The 14,458-nt window shown below is 39.6% G+C and carries 16 protein-coding genes; 9 read left to right on the top strand and 7 right to left on the bottom strand.

Features of this window, described 5'->3' with window-relative positions; all coding sequences use genetic code 11:
• Nucleotides 1–27: 27 nt before the first annotated feature.
• The gene (locus FTT92_RS04135; protein WP_180034745.1) at nt 28–672 is read left to right on the top strand and encodes an RluA family pseudouridine synthase; all 645 of its coding nucleotides are present in this window, start codon (nt 28–30) and stop codon (nt 670–672) included.
• A gap of 141 nt (nt 673–813) precedes the next feature.
• Nucleotides 814–3,651 (top strand): RNA polymerase-associated protein RapA, encoded by a 2,838-nt coding sequence (rapA, locus tag FTT92_RS04130; protein WP_180023849.1) that lies wholly within the window; start codon nt 814–816, stop codon nt 3,649–3,651.
• Nucleotides 3,652–3,767: 116 nt separating this feature from the next.
• Here rapA and FTT92_RS04125 read toward each other — a convergent pair whose 3' ends face one another.
• Nucleotides 3,768–4,199, bottom strand: coding sequence for a hypothetical protein (locus tag FTT92_RS04125; protein ID WP_180171508.1), 432 nt, complete (start codon nt 4,197–4,199; stop codon nt 3,768–3,770).
• A gap of 484 nt (nt 4,200–4,683) precedes the next feature.
• Between FTT92_RS04125 and FTT92_RS04120 the strand changes: the two genes are divergently transcribed.
• Both FTT92_RS04120 and FTT92_RS04115 read left to right on the top strand, forming a co-directional pair.
• Nucleotides 4,684–4,947: a PAAR domain-containing protein gene (locus FTT92_RS04120; protein ID WP_078193592.1), complete on the top strand. Its 264-nt coding sequence runs from the start codon at nt 4,684–4,686 to the stop codon at nt 4,945–4,947.
• A gap of 125 nt (nt 4,948–5,072) precedes the next feature.
• Nucleotides 5,073–5,870, top strand: coding sequence for an alpha/beta fold hydrolase (locus FTT92_RS04115; protein ID WP_180171507.1), 798 nt, complete (start codon nt 5,073–5,075; stop codon nt 5,868–5,870).
• A gap of 62 nt (nt 5,871–5,932) precedes the next feature.
• Here FTT92_RS04115 and fabR read toward each other — a convergent pair whose 3' ends face one another.
• Nucleotides 5,933–6,607 carry an HTH-type transcriptional repressor FabR gene (fabR, locus tag FTT92_RS04110; RefSeq protein ID WP_372491111.1) on the bottom strand — a complete coding sequence of 225 codons (675 nt, stop codon included), beginning with the start codon at nt 6,605–6,607 and terminating at the stop codon, nt 5,933–5,935.
• Between the two features lie 168 nt (nt 6,608–6,775).
• On the opposite strand from fabR, the gene FTT92_RS04105 reads away from it, so the two are divergent.
• Both FTT92_RS04105 and FTT92_RS04100 read left to right on the top strand, forming a co-directional pair.
• Entirely contained in the window at nt 6,776–7,843 is a 1,068-nt protein-coding gene (locus FTT92_RS04105; protein ID WP_180171506.1) for a ferredoxin reductase, read from the top strand.
• Between the two features lie 12 nt (nt 7,844–7,855).
• Entirely contained in the window at nt 7,856–8,950 is a 1,095-nt protein-coding gene (locus FTT92_RS04100; RefSeq protein WP_078193588.1) for an acyl-CoA desaturase, read from the top strand.
• 82 nt (nt 8,951–9,032) lie between these two features.
• Here the strand turns inward: FTT92_RS04100 and FTT92_RS04095 are convergent, their stop codons facing one another.
• The 3 genes from FTT92_RS04095 to FTT92_RS04085 all read right to left on the bottom strand — a co-directional run bounded on the left by FTT92_RS04095 (nt 9,033) and on the right by FTT92_RS04085 (nt 11,214).
• Nucleotides 9,033–9,236, bottom strand: coding sequence for a hypothetical protein (locus FTT92_RS04095; RefSeq protein ID WP_180003812.1), 204 nt, complete (start codon nt 9,234–9,236; stop codon nt 9,033–9,035).
• Between the two features lie 176 nt (nt 9,237–9,412).
• Nucleotides 9,413–10,042 carry an HAD-IB family hydrolase gene (locus tag FTT92_RS04090; RefSeq protein ID WP_180171505.1) on the bottom strand — a complete coding sequence of 210 codons (630 nt, stop codon included), beginning with the start codon at nt 10,040–10,042 and terminating at the stop codon, nt 9,413–9,415.
• Entirely contained in the window at nt 10,009–11,214 is a 1,206-nt protein-coding gene (locus FTT92_RS04085; RefSeq protein WP_180003816.1) for a DUF1615 domain-containing protein, read from the bottom strand. Before FTT92_RS04085 ends, FTT92_RS04090 begins: the two co-directional genes overlap by 34 nt.
• Nucleotides 11,215–11,490: 276 nt before the next feature.
• On the opposite strand from FTT92_RS04085, the gene FTT92_RS04080 reads away from it, so the two are divergent.
• Entirely contained in the window at nt 11,491–11,673 is a 183-nt protein-coding gene (locus FTT92_RS04080) for a hypothetical protein (protein ID WP_078193584.1), read from the top strand.
• Nucleotides 11,674–11,788: 115 nt separating this feature from the next.
• Nucleotides 11,789–12,004 carry an acyl-CoA thioesterase gene (locus FTT92_RS04075; RefSeq protein WP_306670021.1) on the top strand — a complete coding sequence of 72 codons (216 nt, stop codon included), beginning with the start codon at nt 11,789–11,791 and terminating at the stop codon, nt 12,002–12,004.
• Nucleotides 12,005–12,095: 91 nt separating this feature from the next.
• Here FTT92_RS04075 and FTT92_RS04070 read toward each other — a convergent pair whose 3' ends face one another.
• Both FTT92_RS04070 and FTT92_RS04065 read right to left on the bottom strand, forming a co-directional pair.
• A complete protein-coding gene (locus tag FTT92_RS04070; protein WP_171263782.1) occupies nt 12,096–12,263 on the bottom strand; it encodes a hypothetical protein in 168 nt (55 codons plus the stop codon).
• A 318-nt stretch (nt 12,264–12,581) separates the two neighbouring features.
• Complete coding sequence (locus FTT92_RS04065; protein ID WP_180074098.1) at nt 12,582–12,956, bottom strand: hypothetical protein; 375 nt, start codon at nt 12,954–12,956, stop codon at nt 12,582–12,584.
• A 475-nt stretch (nt 12,957–13,431) separates the two neighbouring features.
• Between FTT92_RS04065 and dusB the strand changes: the two genes are divergently transcribed.
• The gene (dusB, locus tag FTT92_RS04060) at nt 13,432–14,436 is read left to right on the top strand and encodes a tRNA dihydrouridine synthase DusB (RefSeq protein WP_313042773.1); all 1,005 of its coding nucleotides are present in this window, start codon (nt 13,432–13,434) and stop codon (nt 14,434–14,436) included.
• Nucleotides 14,437–14,458: the final 22 nt, after the last annotated feature.

The following is a 14,458-nucleotide window of genomic DNA, read 5'->3' as shown; positions in this document are numbered from 1 at the left end:
TTTTCGAGATCAGAACTGGATTGAACTTTGAGTAATTTTCTAACCGAACACCTGATACATCGTGACACTGACTTTATGGTGATCCATAAACCAGCAGGTTTACTCACAGTTCCGGGAAAAACAGCAGATTTACAAGACTGTGTTATCAATCGATTATTAAAAATTGAACCGAATACCTTGCTCATCCATCGTTTGGATCGTGATACTTCAGGTATTTTGGTTTTTGCATTAACCCGTCAAGGGCAAAATCGAATTTCACGCCAGTTCCAAGAACGTCAAACTTCAAAAACATATCAGGCATTGGTTGCGGGTACGCTCGAAGGTGAAGGTACTGTTGATGTACCCGTAGTGTATGACCCAGAACATCCGCCACTGCATATTGCCGATCCTGCACATAATAAGCCTGCACTTACGCATTGGAAAGCCACTGAACATTTTGAGATTCAGGGTCAAGCCGTAACACGTGTAGTGTTAACTCCTATTACCGGTCGATCCCATCAGCTTCGTGTTCATATGCAATATTTAGGTCATCCTATTGTTGGTGATACTTTGTATGCAACACCTGAGCAACAGAAGCTGATGCCGCGCTTATGTTTACATGCTGAGCGTTTAAGTTTTAACCATCCTGAAACAGAGCAAACAGTGGAATTTCACTGTCCTGTCCCATTTTAGGAAAATCATTTAAATCCCTAAGAATTCTGCTCACTATTTAGTGGGCTTTATGTCAAAATATATTGCTTTATGGTCTAGATTTTTGCTCAAATAACGTTCACAGTTTGAGCATAATATTTTCAGACCGAACTTGAGAAAAAGGTGGAAAAATTGCAGCAGTTTGCTATTGGTCAACGTTGGTTATCAGATACAGAAACGGAACTGGGTTTAGGTGTTCTTATTGATGTTGATGAGCGATCGGTCAGCATTTTATTCCCAAAAAGTGATGAAACTCGTGTCTATGCCCGTCACAATGCACCTTTATCTCGTATTGTTTTCAATGTAAATGACGAAGTCCAAGACCAAGAAGGTCAAATTTGGATTGTCGAATCTCTTGAAGACCGTGGTGGCGTGGTTCGTTATAACGCGGTACGTAAACTTGCCGATGGCACAGAAGAGCGTAAAGCACTAAATGAAACACGTATTGGTGCAAGTATTCAGTTAGCAAAACCATTAGATCGTTTGCTTGCAAGCCAAGTGGACTATAAAGAATGGTATGACCTGCGTATCGAAGCACTGCTTCTTCAAGCCAATATGAAGTCTAGCCCTCTACGTGGCTTGGTAGGTTCACGTGTGGGTCTCATTCCACACCAACTGTATATTGCGCATGAGGTTGGTAAACGTTTTGCTCCACGTGTATTACTTGCTGACGAAGTTGGTCTGGGTAAAACCATCGAAGCAGGTCTGATTATTCATCAGCAACTCAAAACGGGTCGTTCAGAACGTATCTTGGTCTTAGTACCTGATTCATTGCAATATCAATGGATGATTGAAATGCGCCGTCGTTTCAATCTTGAGTTCTCATTATTTGATCTGACACGTACAGCATCGATTAAAGAACACGATCCAGATCTCAACCCATTCTTAACAGAACAATGCATCATTGCGAGTGTCGATTTGATGATCGACCATGATGACTTGCGAGAACAAGCCCTTGAAGCTGGTTTTGATTTGCTCGTGGTCGATGAAGCCCATCATTTAATGTGGTCAGAAGAAGAAGGCGGCAATGACCGTTATGACCTTGTTGAAGAACTTGCTGAAAAAACGCCGGGTGTCTTGTTATTAACAGCAACGCCTGAACAATTAGGTGTGGAAAGTCACTTTGCGCGTTTACGTTTACTTGATCCACAACGTTTTAGTTCGCTTGATCGTTTCTTGGATGAAGAAGAGCAGTATCACCAAACAGCTAAAATTGCTGAAGTGCTGATGTCTGATCTACCACTCGAAGAAGGGCATTTGGCAGCGATTGAAAGCCTATTAGGTCATCGAATTACTGACGAGCCAGAACAACGCTTCCGTGCCATTCACGAATTATTAGACCGTCATGGTACAGGCCGTATTTTATTCCGTAATACTCGTGAAGCGATTCAAGGCTTCCCGGGGCGTGACTGTCAGCCTGCACCATTACCTGCACCAGAAAACTGGTCTAAAGATGGCAAGCTACGTGAACAAATGTGGCCTGAAGAAGCGCAGCTTGATGGCTCGTGGATGGAAACTGACCCACGTGTGATGTGGTTGATGGAACGTCTGCGTACAGACCTGAAACACAAAAAAGTGTTATTAATTGCACGTAGTGGTCCAGTGGTTGAGTCTTTAGAAAATGTACTTCGTTTGCATGCGGGTATCCGTACAGCGATGTTCCATGAAGGCATGAGCCTGTTAGAGCGTGACCAAGCAGCAGCTTACTTTGCTGAAGAGTCATACGGTGCGCAGATTTTACTATGTTCAGAAATTGGTTCTGAAGGTCGTAACTTCCAGTTTGCATCGGACTTAGTTTTGTTTGACTTGCCTGCAAACCCAGATGTACTTGAACAACGTATTGGTCGTTTAGACCGTATTGGTCAAGAAAATCGTATTCAAATTCATGTGCCTTATCTGGTTGGTACTGCTCAAGAGCGTATGTTCCGTTGGTATAACGAAGCATTAAATATTTTCTGTAATATCTCCCCGACAGCGCAAACTCTCCAAGAAAACTTTATCGTCAATCTGAAAGATTGTTTGTTGGCAGATAAAGGCCAAGAGTTTGAAGATTTGCTCGAAGCGGTGAGTGTACAACGTGAAGCACTTGAAGCTGAACTTCAAGAAGGTCGTGACCGTTTACTTGAGTACAACTCTTGCCGTCCAATTGTAGCGCAAGAAATTGTGACTGCACTTGAAGACTACGACGACAATACAACCTTGCCAATGTTTATGAAGCGCTTCATGGCGTCTACAAACATTGATTTTGATGAGCAAAGTAATGGTACCGTGATCATCAAGCCAACGGATCAAATGCAAGTTCAAGGTCTAACTTTGGACGAAGAAGGCATGACGGCGACGTTTTATCGTGACCAAGCACAGATTCGTGAAGATGCTCAGTATCTAACACTTGAGCATCCATTCACTGAAAGTGTGATGGAAATGATTAATACGCAAGGCTTTGGTAGTACCAACGTTGCTGTATTGAAATCAGCGGCTTTACCACAAGGTTCTGTGTTAATGGAAGTGTGGTTTAAAGTCGATGTCGTTGCACCGAAAGCATTGAATTTGCCGTCAAGTTTGCCACAACAGTTGGTTCGTGTATTACTGAGCGAAAAAGGTCAGGATTTATCGCAAAAAATTGCACCTGAAATTTTACGTCCTTATTTACATCATCTTGATGGTAACAGTTGCCGCCAAGTGGTTAAGGCACGTCGTGATGTCATTGAACAGCGTTATACGCAAGCGCTGGAAATTGCACGTGGCGCATTACCGGGCTTTAAACAACAAGCCAAAGAAATCTATGGTAGCAAATGGCAGTATGAAATTGACCGTTTGACTTATTTGAAGCAGTTCAACCCAAGTATTCGTGAAGACGAAATTGCACGTTTACAAAAACTGCAAAAAGAAGGTTTAACACTGCTTGATGGTCTGGCGGTTACACCAGAAGCGATTCAAATTATGGTAGTGGTTAAGCCATAAGCTAAGAATATTAAAAAAGCACCTTAGGGTGCTTTTTTTATGGCTAAAATTATAACTGTAAAATTAATCACGACAGATTTACGCTAAATCTAAGTTTTGTATTGTTTATTTTTAATCTAAATTGTCGACATCGGCATAAAAAAGTAGCTATTTTTCAGTAACTCTAGAACTTGATCAAAATCTTCGTGTTCATCCAACATATAAAATATGCCATCGAGCTTTGTACACTTTGGATGATTTTTTGCTAACTGAATTTGGATCGTACAGCGGTCTGCTTGGCTGCGTGTTGCATAATGAGCAATAAGTAAATCAAAGTTGATGTCATTGCATAGCGGCTGTTTTAAGGCAATGGCACCACAATAATCATGTATTTCAGGTAATAAGCGTAGAACTAAATCAGCCTCTTTGCTTTCCGCCACGATCAGCTCTGGGTCTGTGGTCCTACACAAGGTGAGTACTTCAGTTAACAGGTTTGAGTCATCTAGTGTATGGTCTAACACGATGACTTTTTGCGGTTGGGTTAAATCAAAGTCATTTATTAAAATCATAAAACTCCTGAAAATAGAATGGTTATGCTTTATTTATCTGCGTTATAAAATGAAATGGTGCTACGTTTGGAATCTAAAATTTTCTAAAAATGGTTTTGGATAATGTGTTTAGTCTAAGAACGTTCTAAGGTTAATCATGTCGTAGAAATGCAACATTTTTTGATTCGTAGCTCAGTTAAATATGAAATTGTTAATATAGGGCGCTACGCTTCATGCTCATTGCTATACCCAATATACAAGATTTATAAACTGTCGTTGTTGATATCAATTGAATTATGGAAGTGAAATGATTAAATGTATTAGGACATATAGCGATAGCATCATAATCAAATGATTGTTCACGAACTGCCTTAAGGTCGTGTTTTAATGCTTTAGTTAAGTAAAGTTTTGGCTTGGTTAAATTTATACGTCGATGCTAGCGAGTTGTGGGTAGTTCCGTTAAAATGCTTCAAATTTCAGCAGTTCGTTAGAAGAAAATAAAAATATGAAATCCTTAATTACCTTAGGTAGTAAAACGTCACACGGTGGTGTGGTTTCAGAATGTGAACCTTCATTTGTGATTAATGGTATTGCGGTGCATTTAAACGGCATGAAACATTATTGCCCGAAATGTAATTCGACTGTGGCTGCGATCGCGGCAGATCAAAGTACAACGGTAAAGGGGCGAGGTGTTGTGGTTGCTGGAGATAAAACCACTTGTGGCGCAACATTTTTACCGAATCAATCAATGGTCGGTTCACAAAAATAATCTGCAAACTGACTTTGGGGTCATATAGATAAACTCATTGAGTCCTGTTTAAATCGTAGAGTCCTGTTTAAATCGTATAGATCTCTTTATGATGGGTCATCATCAGCTGATTAGATGAGTTCTAGATGAAAAGCGCGATCCATTTTACCCATGCCAATGGTATTCCTGCTGCAAGTTATCGAAAGTTTTTATCCTACTTTGCACCGCAATTTGATGTGAAGGTGATTCCACTTATTGGTATGGATGAGCGCTATCCGATCACCAAAGATTGGCGATATTTGGTCGATCAAGTCATAGCAGATATCGAGCACCAATTTCCAAAACAAAAAGTGATTGGGCTTGGGCATTCTTTTGGCTCTTTAGTCACCCTTATGGCGGCTTATAAACGTCCAGACCTGTTTTCACAACTGATTATTATGGATCCACCTTTCGTAATCGGCCCTAAGTCCGCCATTTTTGAGGGCATGCAAAAATTAAAGCTCAAAGCTGTCGATAAAATTACCCCTGCAGCAATTACACTGAAGCGCAATGATCATTGGTCAAATTTGGATGAAGCATATACGGCACTACGGAATAATCGTTTATTTAAAAGTTTTGATGCGCAGTGTTTTGAAGATTACATCGCACAAGGCATTCAAGCTGATGAAAAACGCGGTGGCGTGACCCTCAGCATTCCAAAAGCCGTGGAAGCGCAAATTTTCCGTACAGTGCCTGCATGGTGGTGGCGTACTCCACGGAAAGCCTCTCAAATGCCTGTACACCTTATCACCGCAGATAACAGCCATTTTTATAAACAAGGTTTGCCTGACGGAATGAAGAAAACCTATGGTATAGATTATAGTGTAGTTGAAGGTGGGCACATGTTTCCACTTGAGCAGCCGAAACAGACAGCGCTACACGTCATGCAGTACTTACAGCATTAGAAAAATAAATTTTGCTCATAAAAAAGGAGACCTGAACGTCTCCTTTTTTTGACTGTTAATTTTTAGCGAATCTGTGCTTCGTCTAAATGGCGAGCGCCTTCCAGGATCATACGAATCATAATCATGGTTTGTTCGGCAACTTCTTTGCGTTGTTCTGTCGGTAGATCAATGACTTTTGCACCCATGTTAAACACCAATTGGGTAATACCACGTGCCACGATGTCAGGATGAGCCAACTTGCTTTGATTTAAACGTTCTAGGACGATTAAATCTTCTCTTAATTCTTGTTGGAAATAGTTAAGTTGACGCTCAACTGCATTTTTATAGGAATGCGAACCAGTATAGCCTTCACGAAGTAAAAGGCTTAAGTTGCCTTCATCGGCATCTAGCTGCTGAATAAATACTTCAACTGAACTACGAATAATACTGCTTTGGCGTGATGCCTGAAGGCGTGCTTCATGCAAAATTTGACGTAACACACCACCAGCTCGATCAATCAACTCAATGGCTAATTCATCAATATCTTTGAAGTGACGATAAAAACTATTTGGAGCAATGCCAGCTTCACGTGCAACTTCACGCAAACTCAGTGATGAAATACTTTTTTGTGGACCAATTAAATTAAGCGCTGCCTGAAACAGTTCTTCCTTGGTAATCGTTGCTTTACGGCCTACAGTGCGAACTGCAAGTGGAGTTTCAGCTTCAGAATGTAATTCTTCCTGGTACATGTTAACCATATTCGTCTGTGCAGACTGAGTCATATTTTTTAATAGATTAAAAACATTAACATATTATAGCGTCTGCTAATAGCTTTTGTGAAAATGTCGATTAAATGTACAATCGTATATACAAATATATATACATGTGTATAATAATCAAAAACCTCCCATGAGTTGTATTTGATTATGCATGTACTCGAAAAAGCGAAAAAGCCTTTAAACGCACTCAAAGACAGTGTTGTAGACGTCAATGCGGTAAATTTCTGGTTGCAGAAATTTAATCCGTTATGGTCTGGTAATCAGGCTCTCGGCAAAATTGTACAAAAAGAAAATGCAGCAAATGAGATGGTTAGCCTAACCATACAGGTGAACCGTTTATTTAAAATTGGCGAAGCTGGTCAGCATCATCCTGTTTTTGCTTGCGTAAATGGTATCCGTTACGAACGTACTTATAGTTTGACTCAGTTGGATGATCAACACGTATTACTTAGCGTAAAAAAAGTGAATACGGGTATTGTGAGTACATGGCTCGTAGAACAAGCGCAAGTGGGTGATATCTTAGAATTTGGTCAGCCTTTTGGTGATATGACTTTGGTGTCAAATTCTGCGCCGTTGCTACTATTGGCTGCGGGTAGTGGTATTACGCCAATGTTAAGTTTGTTGAAAGCGATGAGCAAAACTAAGCAAATTGCGGAGCAACCAATTCAGTTAATGTACTGGGTTAAGTATCACGATGATGCCGCATTCAAATTACGCTTCGAAGCTTTGGCAAATCAATATCCAAACTTTAAATTTCAAATTTTCTTTACCCAGGAAGAAGTTGCAGATCCACGATTAAATGCCGCTCACGCTGCTCAAATTGACGACATTGAGCACAGTACTGTGTTTGCATGTGGTCCATCGGGTTTCGTCACTCAGGCCGAAGCGTTATTTGATCATGCACAATGCTTTATGAGTGAAGCATTTAGCATGAGCCCAATTGCAACGGACGACATTGGCTTTGTGAATGTCACGCTTACACAATCCAATAAAACCGTCAGTATCCCAAAAGGCCAATCAATTTTAGCCAGTCTTGAACAGCAAAATATCAAACCAAATCACGGTTGCCGTATGGGCATTTGTAATAAATGTGCCTGCAACAAAGTTGAAGGTTCGACTAAAAATATGGTCAATGGTAGCCAAAATACAGAACCGGGTAATTTACTCAAAATTTGTGTGAACTCAGCACAGTCAGATCTCGTTATTGATTTATAAGGTAGAAAAAATATGAACATGCCTGTAAAAATTGAATATTTTAAAAATCCTAAAAACCGTGAGTTAACCCAATCGCAATTAGATGAACTTGCGCGTGAGCTTGACGCGATTAAGCAAGAAGTTTTAGATGACTTAGGTGAAAAGGATGCGAAATACATTCGTCGTGTGTATTCGACTATTCGATATTCATCTATGGCAGGTCGTGCATTATTGTTTGCAGGTTGGTTTCCGCCAGCATGGATTTTAGGCACAGGTCTTTTAGGTTTTGCCAAAATCATGGAAAACATGGAATTAGGTCATAATGTCATGCATGGTCAATATGACTGGATGAATGATCCTAAATTCAATGGTCAGACTTATGAATGGGATATTGTGGGTACTGCAGATAACTGGCGCCAAACTCACAATTTTAAACATCATACCTATACCAACATTAAAGGTATGGATGATGATATTGGTTATGGTCTCGTTCGTTTGTTCCCAGAACAGCGTTGGAAGCCGGGCTATCTATTACAACCGATTTATAGTATTCCATTTTGCTTATTGTTCCAATGGGGTGTTGCCATTCAAAACCTTGAATTGGGTAAATACTTTAAAGGTCGCAAAACAAAACAGCAGACCAAAGAAGAATGGAAGCCAATGCAAGCCAAAATCGGCAAGCAATTATTTAAAGACTATGTGTTCTTCCCGCTTATTGCAGGGCCTGCAGCATTACCGGTGCTTACAGGGAACCTAGTGGCAAATGGTCTTCGTAATATTTGGACGTTTAGTATTATTTTCTGTGGTCACTTCACCAAAGATGTTGAAGTTTTCCCGAAAAAAGTACTTGAAAATGAAAGTCGTGGACATTGGTACATGCGCCAAATTCGTGGTTCTTCAAACCTTACCGGTTCAGAAGCATTTCATATTTTGACAGGGCATTTAAGCCATCAGATCGAACACCATCTATACCCAGATGTTCCTGCGCGTCGTTATCGTAAAATGGCGCCAAAAGTACAGGCCGTATGTGAAAAATATGGTTTGAACTATAACAACGCAAGTTTAGTGAAACAGTACGGCAGTGTACTAAAACGTATTGTGAAATATGCGTTTCCATTTAAAAAGTAATAAACGCTACACTAAATTTACGGGAAAAAAAGCCATGCAATTGCATGGCTTTTTTATATTAACTTTGGGGAAAATATTTATTTCAATTTTTGATATGTAATTTGAGGATCTTAATCAAATTCATATAATTTCCTTTTTTAGCCATACGAATGACCAATTCAATTTCTTCTTTCGTCCACATCTGGCGAGTGGCTGAGAAGGCAAATTGAGCAAGGAGTACAAATGGATTTTCGCCAAATTTAATATGGAGGCCTTTGACATATTTCGGTGGATTGAATTGATTCATATTCTTTTCCCGCTTTTAATATTTGACCGCATTATTTCTAATTAATGAGAAAAATAGCACACTATAAAGTCAAAATAAAAGCAGAATTTTCAAAATTTAATCATATATTAGAGCGACTTAAATTTAAGTTTGTGATTGTTAACTTTGATTAATAAACCAAACTAAATCACTCGACTTTAGTCGAGTTCAGGTAGGCGTTTATCCTTTCCATTCATGAAATGGTGGGTGGCCAATTCAAACATAGCGAGGTCTTCATCGCTATTTCCATAGGCATAAACATGCTCATAGTCTTGAAGGTTAAATTGCTCCAAAACGCGAATTTTCTTTTGCTCACCACTACAGTCTAAGGTTTGATACAAACCAGTCAGTTTTTGGTTATTGGCTGCTGTTTCGGTACAAATCAGTTTGACCCCGAGCTTTTTGGCCACAGGTTTAAGATATAAATCGACGGATGCAGAAACCAATACGACTTCATGACCGCGTTTTTGGTGTTGCTGTAATTGTTCATACAGTGAAGGATTGAGTTCTGCCATCAAATGTTCAGCATATTGCGCTGCTTGATTTAAAACCTGCTCATGATTGGCTTGGCTAAACATTGCGGCATATAGGCGAGGACGCATTGCATGTGCAGGATATAGCTTGAGATAATAACCTTGAATCCAAGGGAGAATTTTAATCCCTTGGCGCACGATATGCCGTTTAGGCAGGGAATAGAAGATGAACCCTGTAAAACTGTCTTTATTACACAGGGTTCCGTCAAAATCAAATAAGGCTAAAGTTTTAGGTTTTTGATGCGGCGCATGCATGTTTGATAACGTCCATCGACTCGTGTGGCAAACCAATTGGTATTGTAATCACGGCTTAATTTCGGCCCAGAAATTACGACTTCAGGCATCATGGCATAAAATGGTTCTTTTCCGGTCTTTTCTTGGTACAACTTTTTGACCGCTTTATACGTCAAAGTATCTTCAAAGTCCTGATCTTTTTCTTTTTTAAGATCTGAACGAATTTGACGTGGCGTCGCGATCACATTGTTTTCTGCAAAAACGGCAATCAACGCGGTTTCAGACTGGCTTTTTGCAGAACGTGGAGAACCATCTTTATTATAAAGTAAGAGGTCACCATCTAAGCCGAGCTCAGCAGGGGTCAAGTCATTCAACATGCTTTGGAATGCCGCATTACGACTCGAATAACGACCCGAGTTATAATCTGCAAAACGATAAATCGGTTTGTCATATTCAGCCGGATACATCATTAAACGGTGGATGCCATAATACAAACCGCCATATTGGCTATACATGTCTGTGCGTAGTGCGGCAATATTTCCACCTTGGCGTTTGTGGTCTTTGGCATAGCCTATATGGACTTGCATCGAACCCAAAGTAGTAATTGGGTTGAGCTTTTCACCAATATCTTGTCCAACCAGTTTCGCCGCGCCTGTTAATGCACTCACGTGATAATGTTTAGACATATAGTCAAAAATTTCACGATATAGCTCGTCTAGCTCACGTTCAGTTTGAACACGGCGCATTTGGCTGAGATAGTTATCTTCTGGGCTCGGCTGATTTTTTAACACATCTTGGAAATAGCCAGCGACTGTACCACCGATGCCATCACCCAATTTATCTTTAAACTTTTCTTCAAGACGATCTTGAACTTCTTTAACGGCTTTTTCACCGAGCCCCGGCACATGCGGATCAGCAACAAAATTGGACTCTTGATCGACCACAGCAACAATCGTACAGACATTTTCTTTCGTGGTCGGAATACCGAGCTGATCACTAATGTCGTAGATATCATTGGCCCATGACAGACGTTCATTCACGCGAGGTGGAATGGCTTTTTTAATCTGTTCTGCTTCCATAGTGGGTTCATCTTTGCTCCACCATGAACCATTACCACAGGCAGCCAAGCCAATGGATAAAGCCAGTACAGAAAGGGATTTAAAGCATAATGTGGTCGAAAAAGTTTTGTTCATATTTTCCAATAAACTCAGCCATATGGGGGCGACAAAGCAGGAGCAGTATACTATGCAAAATACATAAGTAATGAATAAATATGTATATGCCTCATAGGGGACTGTCAATCTATTTATGGAGATCTACGCGTGTAAAAACAAGCAGTTTGGTTAGGATGATTGGAAAAAGAATGCTTTTTGAGCTAAATAGATGAATATTCCAATATCATTTTCAACAGATTATAAAAAATGAAGGTATATACTAGCTGAAATCCATAATTTTTTAAGGGGATTATTATGCCAGCTAAATTTTTCAGTCGTTTCTTAGGTTTGATTGCGTTAGTTATGGTATTGGGGGCAATCGTTATTAACTTTGTTGTGGCTAAACCGATGGTGGAATATTGGATCTTACTCTTACTACCTTGTTTTGCTGTTCCAATTTTAACATCTGTGATGATCACGAAGGATGAAAATCTTTAACGTCATTGCACAGTGAATCAATATTTCAATCTATATAAATGAAGAATAAACAGTCTTTGCGTAAAGCTCACCTAGGGTGGGCTTTTTTGTGAATTAGGCAAAAGTCTTTTATACTATGCAAATGAGAAAGTTAAAACGTCAGCACAAATTAACGGTATCAACCGTGATTTGGTCAACGGAACAAGATGCCGTGTTGATCGAACATGCAGATTTAGCTATGTCTGAATTAATCCAGCGCTTGGGATTTAGTGAAGAAGACATTTTACAAAGAAAAGAAGTATTAGGTTTAAACCGGCGGGCACGTCAAATTCAACGTTTATATTTTAAATAATTGAAATCAAATTCATTGAATGCTGCGACAGATCTAAAATGTCTGTGAATTTAAAAACCCACAAACTGTGGGTTTTTAAATTTTTGCTCAATTATTTTGCAACAGCTTCAGAAGCAGAGGCTACTTCAGTCGCGTCCTGAGCAACTTCAGTCGTTTGAACTTCAGATGCAGCAGCTTCAACTTTTTGTTCTTCAGCAGCAAATGTAGTTGTAGCAGCAGAGATAAGTGTAGCGAAAAGTACTTTGTTTAAAGTTTTCATGATTCAATATTCAGTCTATTTTTTTGGAAAAAAACAACTTAATGTATTAATCATGATAAAAGTGTAATTAAAATGGGTTGTTATGTGGCTAGATTGTGAACTTTAACGAAAAATTTATCACAATAAATCAATGGCTTGAAATCCATCACAAAATAATATGTGTCATTCAAATATCGTTTAATATTTTAAAGACTTTAAAAAAAGAAAAACCCGAATAAATCGGGAAGTGTATTTTACGTTGTTATTACAGCGAAACTTACACACTTTTCGCTTAATAACAATTTATCGCACAATTATGACGCCATGATGAAACGGAGGTTATTCAGCAGGGCATTCAATTTTGAGTTTTTCTTTGTAATAGTCCTGTGCAATCTTCAAATCATTCAACATTTTATCTTGAGTATAGTCTTGGGCTGCGAGTTTGAGCATGGCAGGCATGTAGTTAGTTTTATATTCATGAGGGTAGTCATGACATAAGACTTGGGTTTTTTCCTTGATCGATGTGCTTGGGGCATCTAAAACATCAAGGTATTGACTGATTTGCGCATCTGACTGCTCAAATTGTTGAGTCGCTTGTTCCGTTGTTAAATCAGCGTTTTGGCTTTCAGCTGCAGCTACCTCGTCATTCGGTTGTTGGCAGGCAGTCAGAAAAGTAGCGAAAAATATAAAAGAGAGAATTTTCAATTTTTTCATAAAGTTCAACTCACTCGTGTGAATTTATAGATTTAAGTTTTCAATCATTTTAGCAGTATCCCTCTATAGTAACACCTGTACAGGCAGATCTGCTGAAAGTCTGATGTTGAATCGATAGTGTGTGAACTACATGGCTGATGCATAAGTTTCAACGACTCTTAAGCAAAAGCGTAGAATTTTTTGTTTGGAATTACTAAACTATCGCATTGCAAATTTGCCGTCCAATTCCGAAGCTTCAAATTCCTCAATTCAATCGTTGAGCAATGTTGATATTCATTGTCATCATTCAATTGCATAATCATTGCCATGAAACGTTTTTACGCTCAACAGATTTTGTGAACATACATTTGAATTTAGCATTGTTAAAAGTGGATTCGAAGATTTCGAATGTGGTTCGCGCATCATTTGCTAAATATAGCTAGAGGTTAAAACATTGAGTCAACATCCTGTCATTCAAGAATTATTCGATCGTCCCATCGAGAGAAAACTGTGGGTGGCACCTATGGCAGGGGTTACAGATCGCCCATTTCGTACCCTTTGCAAATATTTTGGCGCAGGTCATGCGGTCAGTGAAATGATGACGGCAGATAAGACGTTACGCATGAGTAAAAAGAGTCTTTATCGTGCCAATTTTGATGGTGAGATAGCACCTATCTCAGCTCAAATTGCAGGGTCAGATCCAGCTGAACTGGCTGAAGCCGCTCGCTATCAAGTGGCAAATGGTGCGCAAATTGTCGACATTAATATGGGATGTCCGGCGAAGAAAGTCTGTAATAAATTGGCAGGTTCCGCGCTGCTCAAAGATGAAGATTTGGTGGCCCGCATTTTAGATGCTGTGGTTGATGCAGTTGATGTACCCGTGACTTTAAAAACCCGCTTGGGCTATCTCAATGGCCATGAAAACATTATGCGCGTTGCGAAACGTGCCGAAGAAGCTGGCATTGCTGCATTGGCACTTCATGGTCGTACACGTGAAGATATGTATCTGAATACGGCGCGTTATAGCTTAATTAAAGATGTGAAATCGTTGATCAATATTCCTGTGATTGCCAATGGTGATATTGATACACCCGAAAAAGCCAAATATGTATTGGATTATACTGGTGCCGATGCAGTCATGATTGGTCGTGCAGCTCAAGGTCGCCCATGGATATTCCGTGAAATAGGACATTACTTGACGACAGGTGAGCATATGGCGGCGCCAAGTATTATGGAGGTTCGTGACGTATTGCTTGGACATTTGTCTGAATTATATGGTTTTTATGGTGAATATTCAGGTTGTCGAATTTCACGCAAACATATTGCTTGGTACACCAAGGGTTTACGCTCTAGTAATGAGTTCCGCCAAAATATGTATAAAGTTGAATCTACAGCAGATCAATATAAGGTTGTCGAGAACTATTTTAATCACTTACTTGATCATGGTCAGATCATGAGTGATGTTCAAGTTGATCAGGTCAACTTGCTTGAAACCAAGTAACTGAAAGCCAAACGAAATAGAT

It is taken from the genome of Acinetobacter sp. YH12023, assembly GCF_013420135.1.
Taxonomy (GTDB): domain Bacteria; phylum Pseudomonadota; class Gammaproteobacteria; order Pseudomonadales; family Moraxellaceae; genus Acinetobacter; species Acinetobacter amyesii.
Note: the sequence above shows the minus strand (reverse complement) of the source record. Positions and strands in the feature narration are given on the sequence as shown.

Coding starts and splice junctions, on each gene's coding strand:
- FTT92_RS04125 (WP_180171508.1), bottom strand. CDS start 4,199: ATGATTTTAATAAATGACTTTGATTTAACCCAACCGCAAAAAGTCATC.
- FTT92_RS04120 (WP_078193592.1), top strand. CDS start 4,684: ATGAAATCCTTAATTACCTTAGGTAGTAAAACGTCACACGGTGGTGTG.
- FTT92_RS04115 (WP_180171507.1), top strand. CDS start 5,073: ATGAAAAGCGCGATCCATTTTACCCATGCCAATGGTATTCCTGCTGCA.
- fabR (WP_372491111.1), bottom strand. CDS start 6,607: ATGGTTAACATGTACCAGGAAGAATTACATTCTGAAGCTGAAACTCCA.
- FTT92_RS04105 (WP_180171506.1), top strand. CDS start 6,776: ATGCATGTACTCGAAAAAGCGAAAAAGCCTTTAAACGCACTCAAAGAC.
- FTT92_RS04100 (WP_078193588.1), top strand. CDS start 7,856: ATGAACATGCCTGTAAAAATTGAATATTTTAAAAATCCTAAAAACCGT.
- FTT92_RS04095 (WP_180003812.1), bottom strand. CDS start 9,236: ATGAATCAATTCAATCCACCGAAATATGTCAAAGGCCTCCATATTAAA.
- FTT92_RS04090 (WP_180171505.1), bottom strand. CDS start 10,042: ATGCATGCGCCGCATCAAAAACCTAAAACTTTAGCCTTATTTGATTTT.
- FTT92_RS04085 (WP_180003816.1), bottom strand. CDS start 11,214: ATGAACAAAACTTTTTCGACCACATTATGCTTTAAATCCCTTTCTGTA.
- FTT92_RS04080 (WP_078193584.1), top strand. CDS start 11,491: ATGCCAGCTAAATTTTTCAGTCGTTTCTTAGGTTTGATTGCGTTAGTT.
- FTT92_RS04075 (WP_306670021.1), top strand. CDS start 11,789: ATGCAAATGAGAAAGTTAAAACGTCAGCACAAATTAACGGTATCAACC.
- FTT92_RS04070 (WP_171263782.1), bottom strand. CDS start 12,263: ATGAAAACTTTAAACAAAGTACTTTTCGCTACACTTATCTCTGCTGCT.
- FTT92_RS04065 (WP_180074098.1), bottom strand. CDS start 12,956: ATGAAAAAATTGAAAATTCTCTCTTTTATATTTTTCGCTACTTTTCTG.